This is a genomic window from Aquabacterium sp. A3 (genome assembly GCF_038069945.1).
In the GTDB taxonomy this organism is placed as follows: Bacteria; Pseudomonadota; Gammaproteobacteria; order Burkholderiales; family Burkholderiaceae_C; genus Aquabacterium.
In genome coordinates this window covers 223137-241292 of record NZ_JBBPEV010000004.1, presented here as the reverse complement: position 1 = coordinate 241292, position 18156 = coordinate 223137, and the positions used below count along the sequence as shown (strand labels likewise).

Sequence of the window (18156 nt, the reverse complement as noted above, 5' to 3'; positions counted from 1 at the left end):
CTGTAGGAGGGTTTCACCAAGGAACTGCCATACCCCAACGCAACGGGTGTGCCAGTGTGCCAGAGGCACATCATTTTGCACAAATGGTTTTGCAAGTGATTGATTGTTATGGGTATTTTGGATGGTTCTGCATTCATCCTGATGGGTCGGTGTCTTGGTGATGTTTCATGATTGAAACGTTGATACACTGGTGTGAAACAATGATTGAACCATTGCAACGCCCATGCCCCTGATTGGCTCGTCTCTGACGCCCGAAGACGCCCGACCGCGCATCGTGGCCATCGGCTTCAAACGCATTCACCAGATGCTGCAGGCGCTGGTGCCCGAACTGGCCGACCGCGCGACGGTGGAAGTGCTGGACGCCGGGTTCGACGCTGCGGTGGCCCAGGTGCGCCAGCGCCAGGCCATCCAGGCGGTGGATGTGGTGGTGGCCGCCGGCTCCAACGGCGGCTACCTGCGGCAACACCTGGAGTTGCCGGTGGTGCTGGTCAAGGTGGGGGGCTTCGATGTGCTGCAGGCCCTGGCCACGGCGCGGCAGCGCTCGCCACGCGTGGGCCTGGTCACCTGGCAGGGCGCGCCGCTGGACCTGAGCCCCTTCAACACCTTGTTCGACCTGGGCGTGACCCAGCGCACCTACACCACCGAAGACGATGCCCGCGCCTGCCTGCGGGCCCTGCAGCAACAGGGCATCGAGGTGGTGGTGGGGCCGGGGCTGGTGGCCGATCTGGCTGACGAGATGGGCCTCACAGGCGTGTTTCTCTACTCGATGGATGCGGTGCGCGAGGCGCTGCACGATGCGGTCGAGGTGGCTCGGGCTGCACGCATCGAGCAGGCCAAGCGCGAGCGCCTCAACACCATCCTGGGGCAACTCAGCGATGGCGTGATCGCCGTGGACCGGCAAGAGCGCATTCAGACGGTCAACCCCAGCATGGCGCGCTGGGTGGGGGTGCGCCCCGACGAGTGGCTGGGCCGAACACTCACCGAGGTCTGTCCCGAGCTCAGCCTGCAAACCGTCCTGCGCCTGGGTGAGGCCGATGTCGAGCGCATCGAGCGGGTCAAGGGCAAGACCTTGATCGTCAACCGCCTGCCCATCGTCGAGCAGGGCCTGCTCACCGGCGCGGTGCTCACCTGCCAGGATCCGATCTCCATTCAGCGGGTAGACCGGCATCTGCGAACCCGCACCAAGACCCCCGCGGCCCCACGCCGCCATGCGCTGGAGGAATTGCTGGGCCGCAGCCCCGCCATCGATCAGTTGCGTCGCATGGCCTTGAGTGCGGCCCGCAGTGCGGCCACCGTCTTGCTGATCGGCGAAAGTGGCACTGGCAAAGAGCTGGTGGCGCAGGGCATCCACGCTGCCAGCGACCGCCGCGAGATGCCCTTTGTGGCCTTGAACTGCGCAGCCTTGACCGAAACCCTGCTGGAAAGCGAGCTGTTCGGTTACGAAGAGGGTGCCTTCACCGGGGCGCGCCGGGGCGGCAAGATTGGCCTGTTCGAGGCCGCGCACCGGGGCACCTTGTTCCTTGACGAGGTCGGTGAGATGCCCTTGTCGCTGCAAGCCCGGCTGCTGCGCGTGTTGCAAGAGCGCGAGGTGCTGCGCGTGGGGGCCACCGAGCCCACCCCCGTCAACGTGCGCGTGATCGCAGCCACCCACCGCGACCTGAGAGAGCAGGTGGCGCAGGGCTTGTTCCGTCTGGACCTCTTTTACCGGCTCAACATCTTGCGCCTGGACGTTCCATCCCTCAGGCAGCGGCGCGACGACGTGCCCTTGCTGGCCGAGGCCCTGCACGCCCGGCTGTGCCATCGCCTGGGCAGTGATCCGGCGCGCACGCGCCCCTGGCTGCAGGCCTTGGTGCAGGCTGCCACACGCTACGACTGGCCGGGCAATGTGCGAGAGCTGGAAAACCTGCTGGAGCGCCTGCTGGCCTACGCTGGCGACGAACCGGGAGCAGCGCCTCGTGTGCAGTCCTTGCCCGAACGACTGCGTCTCATTGCCCCTGAATTATTCGATGGCCCGAGTGAGTCGTCTCCGCAGGGGCTGCAACAACTTCAGACGGCGCAAGAAGTCGACCATCTGCGCCAGGTGCTGGCCGCTTGCGGGGGAGATCGCCAGCAGGCCGCGCGGCAGTTGGGCATCAGCCGGACCACACTGTGGCGCAAGCTCAAAACGGCCCCGGCAACACCTTCAGGCCCAACAGGATGACCGAGGTCACGGCATTGAAGGTCACGCCCAGCACCGCCTGCATGTACAGCACCGCTGACAGGGTCTGCGCCTGAAGCCCGTGCTCCAGCAGCACACCCACCAGAAAGCTCAGCACCGTCAACACCGCCCAGCGCTTCAGGTAGACCGGCAGCCAGCGGGCCTGAAGCTGGTTGTGCCGCCAGGCTGCGGCCCGCTCGAACAGGTTGGCGCGGTTCACATCCTTGAACAGCCACCCAAAGAACCAGTAGCGGTACAGCAGTTCCCGCAGGCGCAAGGGATGCTGAGGGGGGTGGAGGGCGGCAGGTGGTGCAGACATGGGGGTCTCCGGGATCACGCCATGATCTTGCCAAGATGCCAAGGGCCTGCATACCGGGAACATCGGCATTTGCGTGTCGTTTCACCGGGCCTTGCGCCCCATGCTGGGGCGCCCGAGGGTTTCGGCCTCTGCCTGACAGCCTTACACTGCGCGCCAGTTGTCCTCGTTGCCCGCATGTCTGCCACTCCATTGAAAGTGTTGTCGTTCATCCCCCCGATGACGCAACTCAACACCCCCTATCCATCCACCGCCTACCTGACAGGTTTTTTGCGGTCGAGGGGTGTGTCGGCCATGCAGGAAGACCTGGCCCTGCAACTCGTGCTGCGCCTGCTGAGCACCGAGGGCCTGCAGGCCATCCACGACGTGGTGAGCACCCAGGCCGACGCCGCCCGGAGCACACCGCCGGTACACAGCTTCATGGCCCAGTTCGATGCCTACCGCGCCACCATCGGACCGGTCATTGCGTTTCTGCAGGGGGGGGACCCCACTTTGGCGCACCGCATCAACACGCGACGCTACCTGCCTGAAGGCCCCCGGTTCGCCTCACTGGATGTGTACGTGGACGACGACGGCGGCGACCCGCTGTCCTGGGCCTTCGGTGCCCTGGGCCTGCAAGACCGCGCCCGCCACCTGGCCACGCTTTACCTGAACGACCTCGCCGATGTGCTGCGCGATGCCATTGATGAGCGCTTCGAGTTCGTGCGCTATGCCGAATCACTGGCCATCAGTCAGCCCACCTTCGAGCCCTTGGCCCAGGCCCTGGCCGCGCCGCCCAACCTGGTCGACACCACCCTGGCCGAGCTGACGCTGGCAGCCATGGCGCGTCACCAGCCCGATCTGGTCATTTTGTCGGTGCCCTTCCCGGGGGCGGTGTATGCCGCCTTCCGCATCGCGCAGACCATCCGCCAGCACCATCCGCAGGTGCGCATCGCGCTGGGCGGCGGCTACGTCAACACCGAATTGCGCGAGCTGAGCGAGCCCCGCGTGTTCGATCACGTCGACTTCGTGTGCCTGGATTCCGGCGAGCGCCCGCTGCTGGCCTTGCTGGAGCACCTGCAGGGCCAACGCTCGCGCGAGCGTCTGGTGCGCACCTTCGTGCGCGATGACGCCGGGCAGGTGCGTTACATCCACTGGCCCGAGCCCGACGTGCCCTTTGCCGACTGGGGCACGCCCACCTGGGACGGCCTGCCGTTGAACCAGTACCTGTCGCTGCTGGACATGCTCAACCCCATGAACCGGCTGTGGTCGGATGGGCGCTGGAACAAGCTCACCGTGGCCCACGGCTGCTACTGGAAGAAGTGCAGCTTTTGCGACGTCAGCCTGGATTACATCTCGCGCTACGAGACGGCCACGGCCGAGGTGCTGGTCGACCGCATCCAGGCCATCGTTGCCGAGACGGGGCAGACCGGCTTCCACTTCGTGGACGAGGCTGCGCCGCCCAAGATGCTGCGCGCTCTGGCCGAAGAGCTCATCCGCCGCCAGGTGGGCATCTCCTGGTGGGGCAATGTGCGGTTCGAGAAATCCTTCACGCCCGAACTGTGCGAGCTGCTGGCCGACAGCGGCTGCATTGCCATCTCGGGTGGCCTGGAGGTCGCCTCCGATCGGCTGCTGCAACTGATGAAAAAAGGGGTGTCGGTGCAGCAGGTCGCCAAGGTCACGCGGGCCTTTGCCGATGCCGGTATCCTCGTGCACGCCTACCTGATGTACGGCTTTCCCACGCAAACCGAGCAAGACACGGTGGACGCGCTGGAGTATGTGCGCCAGCTCTTTGCCAACGGCTGCATCCACTCCGGCTTCTTCCACCGTTTTGCCTGCACCGTGCATTCACCCGTGGGCAAAGACCCCGCTGCTTATGGCGTGCAGCTCATCGAGTTGCCGCCAGTGAGCTTTGCCAAGAACGACATCGGCTTCATCGACCCCACCGGGGTCGACCACGACCGCCTGGGCCGGGGCCTGAAAAAGGCCATCTACAACTACATGCACGGCATTGGCCTGGAGCAAGACGTGCGCAGTTGGTTCCCGATCAAGGTGCCGCGCCCCAGCGTGCGCCGTGACGTGATCGAGCGGGCATTGCTTCAAGGCTGAGCAAAGAACGCCGCCTGAACCTCGGCGGGCAAGGGCTGTCCGGTCAGCCAGGCACGCTCCAGCACATGCCAGTAATGCCGATAGCTGGCCCGGTCGTGCAGCACGCCGTTGTGCGAGATCGGTGCCCAGTGGGCCGCCTGTGCGGCATCCAGGATGGCCACCGCGTCGTCCACCTCGACCGTCACCGGGGCAAAGGCATTGATGATGACGGGGATCTGGTCGGGGTGGATGCTCCACATGCGGGTGTAGCCCAACTCATAGGCGGCACGCTCGGCCGCTTTCGCCAGGCCGCGACGGTCCTTGAACTCGGTGACCACACAATGTGAGGGCGTGATGCCGGCCGCATGGCATGCCGCCGAGATTTCCAGCTTGGCCCGAAGCACCAAGGGGTGGCTGAACTGGCCGGTCACGCTCATGGCACTGGCCGGAATGGCGCCGCGGTGCTCGGACACAAAGTCCATCAGGCCGAAAGACAGCGACTCGATCCCTGGCAAGGCGGCAATCTCATGAACCTGTTGCAGTGCGCGGTGAGTTTCGATCAGTCCATGCACCGGCACGATCCGCTCCACCCCATGGCGCAACCGCGCCTCGCGGATGGTGGCCACGGCCAGACGGGCAGATTCGGCGTCCGCCAGTTTGGGCACCATCAAATACGCCAGCCGCGCGCCTGCGTGCCTGACCAGCGTATCGACCTCTTGTTCAAAAAAGCGGTGGCGGGGATCGTGCACCCTCACCCCCACCCGATCACAGGCGTTGGCCGCGCTGTTCAGCAATTCACAAATCAACGCCAGTTGCTCATCTTCGCCCCCCACGGGCGCGCCATCCTCCAGGTCCAGCGTCACGTCAAACAGTGCTCGCCCAGACTCGCGCGCCATGTCCGCCTGCAGCGCCAGGCTCTTGCGCATGCGGGCTTCAACCCCGGCGTAGTGGTCGCACACGGGCAAGGCATGGCCATGGGCCTCCGCGCCAAAGAGGGCTTGTCTTGGATGGATGGAACTCAAGGTGGACATGAGCAAACCCTGCGAAATCTGCAAAAACTGCATGGATTTTCAGTATGCCAGCGGTGCTGAACGCTGTCTCGCACTCAAGTTGTGCGTCCGCGCACCGAAAAACCGATCACGAAGTACGCGATCGGCCCGTGTTTTCTGTGCCGACAAAGGAAGTACGTGATGCGTTTGAACGAATTGACCTTGAAAGCACGGCTGGCCCTCGGTTTTGGCGTGGTGCTGGCGCTCACAGCCTTGATAGCGGCTGTAGGGTGGCTGCAATTGAATCAGGCCCGCGGGACTGGTCATTTGGTGATGGACGCCACCGAGCGCGCCTTCACCGCCCAGCAATGGCAGGCCCTGACCAGCGTCAACGTGGCGCGCACCTTGGCCATCGCCAAATCAGAGGGTCACGAAGGCGTCAAGCAACACTTCGACCCCTTGATGAAGGCCACGTCCGCCCAGATCAGCGAGCTTCAAAAGCAACTGGAAAACCAGGCGTCCGATGAGGACAAGGCCCTGTTTGCCGAGATTGCCACCAAACGCAAGCACTACATCGAATCACGCAACGCCATTTTTGGTTTGCTCGACCTGGGGGACCCCGGCGCCATGGAGGCCCTGGACAGCGTGCTGATGCCTGCCGCCCAGGACTACCTTGCGACCATCGTGTCGTACGAAAAGCGCCAGCGCGATCTGGCCCAAGGCCGTGTGCAGGGCAGTGATGCCGACATGGCCCAGGCGCAGTGGGTGCTGATGCTGCTGGCCGGCGTGTGTCTGATGCTGGGTGCAGGGCTTGCTTACGCCATGGCTCGTTCGGTGGTCAAGCCACTGCTGCAGGTGGCCAAGGTCACCCGCGAAATCGCCGCTGGCGACCTGACCCACGATGTGCGTGTCAGGGGCACGGATGAGGTGGCCGAGACCTTGCAGGCCGTGGCCGACATGCAGGTGTCCTTGCAACGACTGGTGGGCAATGTGCGCACGGCGTCCGACTCCATCACCGTGGCCAGCAGCGAAGTGGCAGCCGGCAGTCAGGATCTGTCAGGGCGCACCGAGCAGGCGGCCTCCAGCCTGCAGCAGACGGCTTCATCGATGGAGCAGATCTCTGGCACGGTGCAGCACTCTTCCGATGCGGCACGCACTGCCAATCAATTGGCCGCCGGTGCAGCCGCCGCCGCCAGTCAGGGCGGGGAGGTCGTCGGGCGGGTGGTGTCCACGATGGACGCCATCTCCGAAGGCTCTCGCCGCATCGCTGACATCATCGGGGTGATCGACGGCATCGCCTTCCAGACCAACATCCTCGCCTTGAATGCGGCCGTCGAGGCTGCCAGAGCGGGCGAGCAGGGCCGAGGATTCGCCGTGGTCGCCAGCGAAGTGCGTGCGTTGGCGCATCGCGTGGCCGAGGCCGCCAAAGAGGTCAAGACCTTGATCGGTGCGTCGGTCGAGCAGGTGGACGCCGGCTCCAGCCTGGTGCATGAGGCGGGGGCCTCCATGGCGCAGATCGTTGACGCCGTTCAGCGTGTGTCGGATGTGATTGGTGAGATCAGCGCCGCGGCCACCGAACAATCCGATGGCATCCGGCAAATCAACCAGGCCGTCAACCACCTGGACCAGATGACCCAGCAAAACGCCGCGCTGGTCGAGGAATCTGCTGCAGCTGCAGAGAGCTTGAAAGACCAGGCGTCACGCCTGTCTCAAGTGGTCTCGGTGTTCAAATTACCCGCCTGAGCGCCGGCGAAGGCATGAAAAAAGCCGACCTTCGGGTCGGCTTTTTCACCACGGGTGACGTCTGACGTTACCCTGGGCGGCCTCACAGCAGGTGCTTGACGCCGTCTTGCTCGCCTTGCAGCTCGGCCAGGGTCTTGTTGATGCACTCTTGCGAGAAGGCATCGATTTCCAGACCTTCGACGATCTTGTACTCGCCGCCTTCGCAGGTGACGGGGTAGCCGAACATCACCTCAGCGGGGATGCCATATTCGCCCTTGGACGGGATGCCCATGGTGACCCACTTGCCGTTGGTGCCCAGGGCCCAGTCGCGCATGTGGTCGATGGCGGCGTTGGCGGCCGAAGCAGCCGACGACAGGCCGCGAGCGGCGATGATGGCGGCGCCACGCTTGCCCACGGTCGGCAGGAAGGTGTTGGCGTTCCAGTCGTGGTCGTTGATGGTGTCCTTGACCGACTTGCCGTTCACGGTGGCGAAACGGTAGTCAGCGTACATGGTGGGCGAGTGGTTGCCCCACACGGCCAGCTTCTCGATGTCGCCCACGGCGCAGCCGATCTTTGCAGCGATCTGAGAAGCAGCGCGGTTGTGGTCCAGACGCAGCATGGCGGTGAAGTTCTTGGCCGGCAGGTCCGGCGCCGACTTCATGGCGATGTAGGCGTTGGTGTTGGCGGGGTTGCCCACCACCAGCACGCGCACATTGCGCGAAGCCACGGCGTTCAGGGCCTTGCCTTGGGCGGTGAAGATCTGGGCGTTGGCGGCCAGCAGGTCGGCGCGCTCCATGCCGGGGCCGCGAGGACGGGCACCCACCAGCAAGGCGTAGTCGGTGTCCTTGAAGGCGGTCATCGGATCGCTGTGGGCTTCGATGCCGGCCAGCAGGGGGAATGCGCAGTCTTCCAGCTCCATGATCACGCCCTTCAGCGCGTTCTGGGCCTTCTCGTCGGGGATCTCCAGCAGTTGCAGGATCACGGGCTGATCCTTGCCCAGCATTTCGCCAGAAGCGATGCGGAACAGGAGGGCGTAACCGATTTGGCCAGCGGCGCCGGTGACGGCAACGCGAACGGGTGCTTTGCTCATATGCAACTCCGAAAGGGGTGGTGGGCGGGTTGGTGAAAACCCATGATTGTACTGTGGCGCTGCAGTCTACGGACGACTGTGGGTGCCGTCAATGATCTTATGTCTTATATAAGACATCTATCAGACTACCCGTGGACTTTGGCGCTCGGTTGTGGTGCAATCCCATGCGTCGGTCACGCCATCCCTGTGGCTGCGCACTCACCGGCCTATCCGGCCTGATCCTGCCACCCACGTGCTGTTTGCCATGCCTTCATCCCAACCCGTTGACGTGCTGCCTCCTGGCGCCGGGGCTGGGGGCCATGCAAGCGCGGGGGCCGAGCCGGCTGCGCCGTCCTTCAGTCCCTTGTATCAGCAGATCAAGGCCTTGATCTTGCGCAGCTTGCAGGCGGCAGAGTGGCGCCCTGGTGAGGCCATTCCCAGCGAGCTGGAGTTGGCGGCGCGTTTCAAGGTCAGTCAGGGCACCGTTCGCAAGGCGGTGGACGAGCTGGCCGCAGAAAACCTGCTGGTGCGTCGCCAGGGCAAGGGCACCTTCGTGGCCACGCACCACGAAGAGCAGGTGCAATACCGATTTCTTCGGCTTGCGCCCGATCAGGCTGACGCCATGGGGGGCAGCGCTCACCGCACCTTCCTGGACTGCCGTCGGCTTCGGGCGCCTGCCGATGTGGCCCGTGCCCTGCAAATGAAGCAGGGCGAGATGGTGGTCGAGGTGCGTCGCGTCTTGCATTTTGCCGGCCAGCCTGTTGTGCTAGATGACATCTGGCTGCCTGGGCACCTCTTCAAGGGTTTGACCGCCGATCGGCTCAGCGAGTACCGGGGTCCCATGTATGCCTTGTTCGAATCCGAGTTCGGAGTGCGCATGATCAGAGCCGAAGAAAAGCTGCGGGCTGTCGTGGCGGATGACGACACCGGTGCCTTGCTGGATGTGCCCGCCGGCTGTCCGCTGCTCAGTGTCGAGCGGCTGGCATTCACCTACGGCGATCAGCCGGTCGAGTTGCGTCGCGGCTTGTACCGAACCGACCGTCATCACTACCGCAACGAACTCAGCTGAGGGGCACCGCAACGCCTGATTGATCACGAATATCCCGCACTGATGTGGTTTGTCACATGGATGAAGCAAAGCAGTGCAGGTTTCTCGGGCAGGGGATTGCCCTAAAATCCCGGATTCTCTTGAAAGACTAACGACGCTCGGCAGGAGCCCCACAACATGGCTGACAACGCGAAAACCCCACGCCCCGTCTACCGGAACATCCACGTCACGGACATCGTCTCGTATCGCCTGCCTCCGGCCGGCATCGTGTCGATCCTGCACCGCATCAGCGGTGCCGTGCTGTTCCTGCTGATGCCCTTCATCATCTGGATGTTCGACACGTCCGTCTCGTCCGAGATCTCGTTCGACACCTTCACCAGCGTGTTCGTCGCAGGGTGCGCTGATGGCGCCGTCCCTGGCTGGTTCTTCAAGTTGGTGGCCCTGGGGCTGATCTGGGCCTATCTGCACCACTTCATTGCTGGCGTGCGTCACTTGATCATGGACGCCACCCATTCGGTCAGCAAACAGCAGGGCCACTCGTCGGCCATCGTCACCCTCACGCTCAGCGTGGTGTTGACCGTGGCCCTGGGCGCCAAGCTCTTCGGTCTGTTCTGATTCCCACGATCCTTCCCCCCGGAACCACAACCATGTCCCAAAACTACGGAACCAAGCGTGTCGTCACAGGCGCGCACTATGGTCTGCGCGACTGGCTGGCGCAGCGCATCACGGCCGTCCTGATGGCCCTGTACACCGTCGTCCTGCTGGTGCAGGTGCTGATGGCCCCCTCGCTGGATTACTACGGCTGGTCGGCCATCTTCGCCTCCCAGTGGATGAAGTTCCTGACCTTCGTCGTCATCGTGGCATTGCTCTACCACGCGTGGGTGGGCGTGCGTGACATCTGGATGGACTACATCAAGCCCGTCGGCATCCGCCTGGCGCTGCAAGTGTTCACCCTCGTGTGGCTGGTGGGTTGCGCCGGCTGGTCCATCCAAGTGCTGTGGAGACTGTAAAAAATGACTGCCATCGCTACCTCCCTCCCCACCCGCAAGTTCGACGTCGTGATCGTCGGCGCTGGCGGCTCCGGCATGCGCGCCTCGCTTCAGCTCTCCCTGGCTGGCCTGAACGTCGCTGTCCTGTCCAAGGTCTTCCCGACCCGCTCGCACACTGTGGCGGCGCAAGGCGGCATCGGTGCCTCGCTGGGCAACATGTCTGAAGACAACTGGCACTATCACTTCTTCGACACCGTCAAGGGCTCCGACTGGCTCGGCGACCAGGACGCCATCGAGTTCATGTGCCGTGAGGCCCCGAAGGTCGTGTACGAGCTCGAACACTTCGGCATGCCTTTCGACCGCAACCCCGACGGCACCATCTACCAGCGCCCGTTCGGTGGTCACACCGCCAACTACGGCGAAAAGCCGGTGCAACGCGCCTGCGCCGCAGCCGACCGCACCGGCCACGCCCTGCTGCACACGCTGTACCAGCAAAACGTCAAGGCCCGCACCCAGTTCTTCGTGGAATGGATGGCCCTGGACATCATCCGCGACGCCGACGGCGACGTGGTGGGCGTGACCGCCCTCGAGATGGAAACCGGCGACGTGCACATCCTGCACGCCAAGACCGTGCTGTTCGCCACCGGTGGTGCAGGCCGGATTTACCAGGCCTCCACCAACGCCTTCATCAACACCGGTGACGGCCTGGGCATGGCGGCCCGTGCCGGCATCCCGCTGGAAGACATGGAGTTCTGGCAGTTCCACCCCACGGGCGTGGCCGGTGCCGGCGTGCTGCTGACCGAAGGCTGCCGCGGCGAAGGCGCCATCTTGCGCAACGCCAACGGCGAGCGCTTCATGGAGCGTTATGCGCCCACCCTGAAGGATCTGGCCCCGCGTGACTTCGTGTCCCGCTCGATGGACCAGGAAATCAAGGAAGGCCGTGGCTGCGGTCCCAACAAGGACTACGTCCTGCTGGACATGACCCACCTGGGCGCCGACACCATCATGAAGCGCCTGCCCTCGGTGTACGAGATTGGCCATAACTTTGCCAACGTCGACATCACCAAGGAGCCGATCCCTGTGGTGCCGACCATCCACTACCAGATGGGTGGCATCCCCACCAACATCCATGGCCAGGTGGTGATTCCGAAGAACGGCAACCCCAACGAGATCGTCAACGGTCTGTACGCCGTGGGTGAGTGCTCTTGCGTGTCGGTGCACGGCGCCAACCGCCTGGGCACCAACTCGCTGCTCGATCTGGTCGTGTTCGGTCGCGCCGCTGGCAACCACATTGTCGACTTCAACCTCAAGACGAAGAACCACAAGCCACTGCCCAAGGATGCCGCCGACTACACCCTGTCGCGTCTGGCCCGCCTGGACTCGGCCAAGAACGGCGAGTACAGCCAGGACGTGGCCAACGACATCCGTGCCGCCATGCAGAAGCACGCAGGCGTGTTCCGCACCCAGGCGTCGATGGACGAGGGCGTGCAAAAGATCAACGCCATCCGCGAGCGCGTCAAGGCCATCGGCCTGAAAGACAACTCCAAGGTCTTCAACACCGCCCGCATCGAAGCGCTGGAAGTCGAGAACCTCATCGAAGCCGCCCAGGCCACCATGACCTCGGCTGCCGCACGTCCGGAAAGCCGTGGTGCCCACGCCCACAACGACTTCCCGAACCGCGACGACGCCAACTGGATGAAGCACACGCTGTGGTATTCCGAAGGCAACAGCCTGGATTACAAGCCGGTGAACCTCAAGCCCCTGACCGTCGAGTCGGTGCCGCCGAAGGTCCGCACCTTCTGATCGAAGCGAACGAAGCATTAGGAAATCATCATGAGCCAAAAGCGCACTTTCCAGATCTACCGCTACGATCCTGACAAGGATGCCAAGCCCTACATGCAGACCATCGAGATCGAACTCGACGGTCACGAGCGCATGCTGCTCGATGCCCTGGTCAAGCTCAAGGCCGTCGACCCGACGCTGTCCTTCCGCCGCTCCTGCCGCGAAGGCGTGTGCGGCTCGGACGCCATGAACATCAACGGCAAGAACGGTCTGGCTTGCCTGACCAACATGCGCACCCTGCCTGGCACGATCGTGCTCAAGCCGCTGCCAGGACTGCCCGTGGTCCGCGACCTGATCGTGGACATGACGCAGTTCTTCAAACAGTACAACTCGATCAAGCCTTACCTCGTCAACGACACGCCGCCGCCCGACAAGGAGCGCCTGCAGTCGCCCGAAGAGCGTGAAGAACTCGACGGCCTGTACGAGTGCATCCTGTGCGCCAGCTGCTCGACCAGCTGCCCCAGCTTCTGGTGGAACCCCGACAAGTTCGTGGGCCCCGCTGGTTTGTTGCAGGCCTACCGCTTCATCGCAGACAGCCGTGATCAGGACACTGCAGCCCGTCTCGACAACCTCGAAGACCCGTACCGTCTGTTCCGTTGCCACACCATCATGAACTGCGTGGATGTGTGCCCGAAGGGCCTGAACCCCACGAAGGCCATCGGCAAGATCAAGGAACTGATGGTCAAGCGCGCTGTTTGATCGTCACGTGACCTGTTTCTGCTGACCCTGAAGTCATCCATGACCAACGCCCACCACGACGTCGCCGCGCAGCAGCCCCTGGATGCAGACCTGATGCGCCGACTGCGGTGGCGTTGTCGCCGTGGACTGCTCGAAAACGATCTGTTCATCGATCGGTTTTTTACGCGCCACGAATCGCATCTGACGCAAGCTCTGGTACAGGGTTTGCTTCAGTTGATGGACCTGTCTGACAACGATCTGCTCGACCTGCTTCTGGCCCGAAAAGAGCCCGAAGGTGAGTTGAACAACCCCGATGTTCAGCAGGTTCTCTCCTTGATGAGGGTGACCCAGGCAGGATGAATGCTCGTTTTTTCAGCCTTGACGTTCATCACGCAAGACTGAAAAGACGAGTTTGTCTTCATAATGTCTGATCGGGATTTACCCTGGTTACCACATTTCTCTTACAAGACCGACCACTAGGAGTGCTCATGACCCCGTCCGACGTGAAAGCCACCCTGTCGTTCTCCGACGGCAGCCCCAACATGGACTTGCCCATCTACAAGGGCTCTGTTGGCCCGGATGTCATCGACATCCGCAAGCTGTACGCCCAGACTGGCAAGTTCACTTACGACCCCGGCTTCCTGTCGACCGCTTCGTGCAACTCGAAGATCACCTATATCGACGGTGACAAGGGCGAGTTGCTGTACCGCGGCTACCCGATCGAGCAGTTGGCCACCAACTGCGACTTCCTGGAAACCTGCTACCTGCTGCTGAATGGCGAGCTGCCCAACGAATCCGAGAAAAAGGATTTCGTGGCCCGCGTGACCAACCACACCATGGTCAACGAGCAGATGCAGTTCTTCCTGCGCGGTTTCCGTCGCGATGCCCACCCCATGGCCGTCCTGACGGGCCTGGTGGGCGGCATGTCGGCCTTCTACCACGACAGCACCGACATCAACAATCCTGACCATCGCAAGATCGCCGCCATCCGCCTGATCGCCAAGATGCCCACGCTGGTGTCCATGGCTTACAAGTACTCCATCGGCCAGCCTTACATCTATCCGCGCAACGACCTGTCGTACGCCGGCAACTTCCTGCGCATGATGTTCGGCACTCCCTGTGAAGAGTACGTGCCGAACCCCGTGCTCGAGCGCGCGATGGATCGCATCTTCATTCTGCACGCTGACCACGAGCAAAACGCCTCCACGTCGACCGTGCGCCTGTGCGGCTCGTCCGGCACCAACCCGTTCGCGGCCATTGCCGCCGGCGTGGCCTGCCTGTGGGGCCCGGCTCACGGTGGCGCCAACGAGGCTTGCCTGAACATGCTGGAAGAAATCCAGGCCATGGGCGGCGTCTCGAAGGTGGGCGAGTTCATGAACCAGGTGAAGGACAAGAACTCGGGCGTGCGCCTGATGGGCTTCGGTCACCGCGTGTACAAGAACTACGACCCGCGCGCCAAGCTGATGCAGGAAACCTGCAACGAAGTGCTGGCCGAAATGGGTCTGGAAAACGATCCGCTGTTTGCCCTGGCCAAGAAGCTCGAGCAGATCGCCCTGGAAGACGACTACTTCGTGCAGCGCAAGCTCTACCCGAACGTCGACTTCTACTCCGGCATCGTGCAGCGCGCCATTGGCATCCCTGTGCCGCTGTTCACCGCGATCTTCGCGCTGGCCCGTACCGTCGGCTGGATCGCCCAGCTGGACGAAATGATCGGTGACCCCGAGTACAAGATCGGCCGTCCCCGTCAGCTGTTCGTTGGCGCCGAGAAGCGCGACGTCAAGCCGATCGCCTCGCGCTGATTGGTGCAGGCGAGGGCGTTTGCCCCGCGCTTCGAAAAACCCGGCTGTGGCCGGGTTTTTTCATGGCAGGTCGTGTCGTAAAATGGAGGACTTTCCCCAACCTGGGGGCACCTTGCCCCTTCCCCGCGCGACAGGACCATGGGACGCACCCTCTACGACAAGATCTGGGACGAGCACGTCGTCCACACCGAAGACGATGGCACCGCGGTGCTGTACATCGATCGTCAACTGCTGCATGAAGTGACCAGTCCGCAGGCCTTCGAGGGGCTGGACATCGCTGGTCGCAAGCTGTGGCGCCTGTCGGCCAACCTGGCCACCAGCGACCACAATGTGCCCACGACCGATCGTCGCGATGGCATCAAGGACCCGGTGTCCAAGCTGCAGGTGGACACGCTCGATGCCAACTGCGACCGCCATGGCATCACCCAGTTCAAGATGGGCGACCGGCGCCAAGGCATCGTGCACGTGATCGGCCCGGAGCAGGGCGCCACGCTGCCCGGCATGACCATCGTCTGCGGCGACAGCCACACCTCCACGCATGGCGCCTTTGGTGCGCTGGCGCACGGCATCGGCACGTCCGAGGTCGAGCACGTGATGGCCACCCAGACGCTGCTGGCCAAGAAGGCCAAGAACATGCTGGTGAAGGTCGAGGGGCAACTGCCTGCCGGCTGCACCGCCAAGGACATCGTGCTGGCCATCATCGGCAAGATCGGCACGGCCGGCGGCACGGGCTACACCATCGAGTTCGCTGGCAGCGCCATCCGCGCCTTGAGCATGGAAGGCCGCATGACGGTGTGCAACATGGCCATCGAAGGCGGCGCACGCGCTGGCGTCGTGGCGGTGGACGAGACCACCATCCAGTACGTGCAGAACCGTCCGTTCAGCCCCACCGGGGTGGAGCTGGAGCAAGCCATCGCCTACTGGCGCACGCTGCACTCCGACCCCGACGCCCATTGGGATGCCGTGGTGGAGTTGAAGGCCGAAGACATCGAGCCCCAGGTCAGCTGGGGCACCTCGCCCGAGATGGTGGTGGGCGTGAATGCCCGCGTGCCCGATCCCGACAAGGAAAAAGATCCCGTCAAGCGCTCTGCCATGGAGCGTGCGCTGCAGTACATGGCGTTGGAGCCCAACAAGGCCATCAGCGACATCCACGTCGACAAGGTCTTCATCGGCTCGTGCACCAACAGCCGGATTGAAGACATGCGTGCGGCCGCCGAGGTGGTCAAGCGCGTGGGGGGGCGCATCGCCTCCAACGTCAAGCTGGCGCTGGTGGTGCCCGGCTCGGGCCTGGTCAAGGAGCAGGCCGAGCGCGAAGGTCTGGACAAGATCTTCATCGCTGCCGGCTTCGAGTGGCGCGAACCGGGGTGCTCCATGTGTCTGGCCATGAATGCCGACCGCCTGGAGCCCGGTGAGCGTTGCGCCTCCACCAGCAACCGCAACTTCGAAGGTCGTCAGGGCGCGGGCGGCCGCACCCACCTGGTCAGCCCAGCCATGGCTGCGGCAGCGGCCATGCAAGGTCATTTCGTCGACGTTCGTCGCATCGCTTGAGGTTCAACACCATGAAACGTTTGATTGCCCTGTTGTCCCTGACTTCCTTGCTGGCCTTCGCCGGTTGCAACACCATGCATGGTGTGGGCAAGGACATCGAAAAAGCGGGTGAGGCCATCTCCGGCGCCGCCAAGTAATTCACCACTGCCATGCAAGCATTCCGCATTCACAAGGGGCTCGTGGCCCCCATGGACCGTGAGAACGTCGACACCGACGCCATCATCCCCAAGCAATACCTGAAGTCCATCAAGCGCACCGGTTTCGGCCCTAACCTGTTTGACGAGTGGCGCTACCTGGACGCCGGCGAGCCCGGGCAAGATCCGGCCACCCGCAAGCCCAACCCCGATTTCGTGCTGAATCAGCCGCGTTATCAGGGCGCTTCGGTGTTGCTGGCGCGCAAGAACTTCGGTTGTGGCTCCAGCCGCGAGCACGCGCCCTGGGCCTTGGACCAATATGGCTTCCGCGCCATCATCGCGCCCAGCTTTGCCGACATCTTCTTCAACAACTGCTTCAAGAACGGTTTGCTGCCGATCCAGCTGAGCGAGCAGCAGGTCGACACCTTGTTCAACGAAGTGTTTGCCTTCCCCGGCTACGAGCTGACCATCGACCTGGAGCGCCAGGTCGTGATCAAGGCCGATGGCACCGAGTTGGCTTTCGACGTGCAGCCTTTCCGCAAGTACTGCCTGCTCAATGGCTTTGACGACATCGGCCTGACCCTGCGTCACGCCGACAAGATCAAGGCCTTCGAAGCCGAACGCCTGGCGCAAAAGCCCTGGCTCAACCACCGTATTGTCTGAGTAGTCAACCATGGTCATGAAGATTGCTGTGCTGCCGGGTGACGGCATCGGTCCCGAGATCGTCAACGAGGCGGTCAAGGTGCTGAAGGTGCTGGACCTGCCTTTCCAGCTGGACGAAGCCAAGGTGGGCGGCGCCGCGTTTGACGCGCACGGCCACCCGCTGCCCGAGCACACCCTGAAGCTGGCCATGGAATCGGACGCTGTGCTGTTCGGCTCGGTGGGCGACTGGAAGTACGACAAGCTCGACCGCCCGCTGCGCCCCGAGCAGGCCATCCTGGGCCTGCGCAAGAACATGGGCCTGTTCGCCAACTTCCGCCCGGCCATCTGCTACCCGCAGCTCACCCACGCCTCCAGCCTCAAGCCCGAGCTGGTGGCGGGCCTGGACATCCTCATCATCCGTGAGCTGACCGGCGACATCTACTTTGGCCAGCCGCGCGGCCGCCGCGAATCGCCGGACGGCGAGTTCAAGGGCGCGCCGGAAGCCTTCGACACGATGCGCTATTCGCGCCCCGAGATCGAGCGCATCGCCCACGTCGCCTTCCAGGCCGCCCGCAAGCGTGGCAAGCGCGTGACCAGCGTCGACAAGGCCAATGTGCTGGAGACCTTCCAGTTCTGGAAGGACGTGGTCACCGAGGTGCACGCCCAGTACCCCGACATCGAGCTCGACCACATGTACGTGGACAACGCCGCGATGCAGCTGGTCAAGGCCCCCAAGAAGTTCGACGTGCTGTTCACCGGCAACATGTTCGGCGACATCCTCTCTGATGCCGCCGCCATGCTGACCGGCTCGATCGGCATGCTGCCTTCGGCCTCGTTGAACGCCAAGGGCCAGGGTCTGTACGAGCCGAGCCATGGCTCCGCCCCTGACATCGCCGGCAAGGGTGTGGCCAACCCCCTGGCCACCATCCTGAGCGCCGCCATGATGCTGCGCTTCAGCCTGAACCAGGAAGAGGCCGCCAGCCGCATCGAGCGTGCCGTGCAGTCCGTGCTGGAGCAAGGCCTGCGCACGCCCGACATCTACTCCGAAGGCACGAAGAAGGTCGGCACCGTCGAGATGGGCGAGGCCGTGGTGGCCGCCCTGAAGGCGCAGTGATC

The 18156-nt window shown here is 63.5% G+C and carries 17 protein-coding genes; 14 read left to right on the top strand and 3 right to left on the bottom strand.

The genetic code is table 11. The features are described 5' to 3' along the window. The first annotated feature begins 223 nt into the window (after nt 1-223). Nucleotides 224-2200 (top strand): propionate catabolism operon regulatory protein PrpR, encoded by a 1977-nt coding sequence (gene prpR, locus WNB94_RS14220; RefSeq protein WP_341391065.1) that lies wholly within the window; start codon nt 224-226, stop codon nt 2198-2200. Here prpR and WNB94_RS14215 read toward each other — a convergent pair. After that, a complete protein-coding gene (locus tag WNB94_RS14215; protein ID WP_341391064.1) occupies nt 2160-2516 on the bottom strand; it encodes a hypothetical protein in 357 nt (118 codons plus the stop codon). The two genes, prpR and WNB94_RS14215, sit on opposite strands and share 41 nt — an antisense overlap. A gap of 174 nt (nt 2517-2690) precedes the next feature. Here WNB94_RS14215 and WNB94_RS14210 point away from each other — a divergent pair, with 174 nt between their 5' ends. Further along, on the top strand, nt 2691-4601 hold the full coding sequence (locus WNB94_RS14210) for a B12-binding domain-containing radical SAM protein (RefSeq protein WP_341391063.1): 1911 nt from the start codon (nt 2691-2693) through the stop codon (nt 4599-4601). Here the strand turns inward: WNB94_RS14210 and WNB94_RS14205 are convergent. Next, complete coding sequence (locus tag WNB94_RS14205; RefSeq protein ID WP_341391062.1) at nt 4592-5611, bottom strand: HpcH/HpaI aldolase/citrate lyase family protein; 1020 nt, start codon at nt 5609-5611, stop codon at nt 4592-4594. The genes WNB94_RS14210 and WNB94_RS14205 overlap by 10 nt on opposite strands. A gap of 159 nt (nt 5612-5770) precedes the next feature. Between WNB94_RS14205 and WNB94_RS14200 the strand changes: the two genes are divergently transcribed. Continuing rightward, nucleotides 5771-7312: a methyl-accepting chemotaxis protein gene (locus tag WNB94_RS14200; RefSeq protein WP_341391061.1), complete on the top strand. Its 1542-nt coding sequence runs from the start codon at nt 5771-5773 to the stop codon at nt 7310-7312. Between the two features lie 82 nt (nt 7313-7394). Here WNB94_RS14200 and WNB94_RS14195 read toward each other — a convergent pair whose 3' ends face one another. Beyond that, entirely contained in the window at nt 7395-8381 is a 987-nt protein-coding gene (locus WNB94_RS14195; RefSeq protein ID WP_341391060.1) for a malate dehydrogenase, read from the bottom strand. A 244-nt stretch (nt 8382-8625) separates the two neighbouring features. On the opposite strand from WNB94_RS14195, the gene WNB94_RS14190 reads away from it, so the two are divergent. The 11 genes from WNB94_RS14190 (at nt 8626) to leuB (ending at nt 18154) form a co-directional block, all read left to right on the top strand. Next, nucleotides 8626-9429 carry a GntR family transcriptional regulator gene (locus tag WNB94_RS14190; protein ID WP_341391059.1) on the top strand — a complete coding sequence of 268 codons (804 nt, stop codon included), beginning with the start codon at nt 8626-8628 and terminating at the stop codon, nt 9427-9429. Nucleotides 9430-9585: 156 nt separating this feature from the next. Beyond that, nucleotides 9586-10023, top strand: a complete 438-nt coding sequence (gene sdhC, locus WNB94_RS14185; protein WP_341391058.1) for a succinate dehydrogenase, cytochrome b556 subunit — start codon at nt 9586-9588, stop codon at nt 10021-10023. A 32-nt stretch (nt 10024-10055) separates the two neighbouring features. After that, entirely contained in the window at nt 10056-10418 is a 363-nt protein-coding gene (sdhD, locus tag WNB94_RS14180) for a succinate dehydrogenase, hydrophobic membrane anchor protein (RefSeq protein ID WP_341391057.1), read from the top strand. 3 nt (nt 10419-10421) lie between these two features. Beyond that, nucleotides 10422-12200, top strand: a complete 1779-nt coding sequence (gene sdhA, locus WNB94_RS14175) for a succinate dehydrogenase flavoprotein subunit (RefSeq protein WP_341391056.1) — start codon at nt 10422-10424, stop codon at nt 12198-12200. Between the two features lie 30 nt (nt 12201-12230). Next, complete coding sequence (locus tag WNB94_RS14170) at nt 12231-12938, top strand: succinate dehydrogenase iron-sulfur subunit (RefSeq protein ID WP_341391055.1); 708 nt, start codon at nt 12231-12233, stop codon at nt 12936-12938. 39 nt (nt 12939-12977) lie between these two features. Further along, complete coding sequence (locus WNB94_RS14165) at nt 12978-13277, top strand: succinate dehydrogenase assembly factor 2 (protein ID WP_341391054.1); 300 nt, start codon at nt 12978-12980, stop codon at nt 13275-13277. A 128-nt stretch (nt 13278-13405) separates the two neighbouring features. Next, a complete protein-coding gene (gltA, locus tag WNB94_RS14160) occupies nt 13406-14716 on the top strand; it encodes a citrate synthase (RefSeq protein WP_341391053.1) in 1311 nt (436 codons plus the stop codon). 138 nt (nt 14717-14854) lie between these two features. Next, nucleotides 14855-16264 carry a 3-isopropylmalate dehydratase large subunit gene (leuC, locus tag WNB94_RS14155; protein WP_341391052.1) on the top strand — a complete coding sequence of 470 codons (1410 nt, stop codon included), beginning with the start codon at nt 14855-14857 and terminating at the stop codon, nt 16262-16264. 11 nt (nt 16265-16275) lie between these two features. Further along, complete coding sequence (locus WNB94_RS14150; protein WP_341391051.1) at nt 16276-16401, top strand: entericidin A/B family lipoprotein; 126 nt, start codon at nt 16276-16278, stop codon at nt 16399-16401. 12 nt (nt 16402-16413) lie between these two features. Then, the gene (gene leuD, locus WNB94_RS14145; protein WP_341391050.1) at nt 16414-17061 is read left to right on the top strand and encodes a 3-isopropylmalate dehydratase small subunit; all 648 of its coding nucleotides are present in this window, start codon (nt 16414-16416) and stop codon (nt 17059-17061) included. Nucleotides 17062-17077: 16 nt separating this feature from the next. Beyond that, nucleotides 17078-18154, top strand: coding sequence for a 3-isopropylmalate dehydrogenase (gene leuB / locus WNB94_RS14140; RefSeq protein WP_341391129.1), 1077 nt, complete (start codon nt 17078-17080; stop codon nt 18152-18154). Nucleotides 18155-18156: the final 2 nt, after the last annotated feature.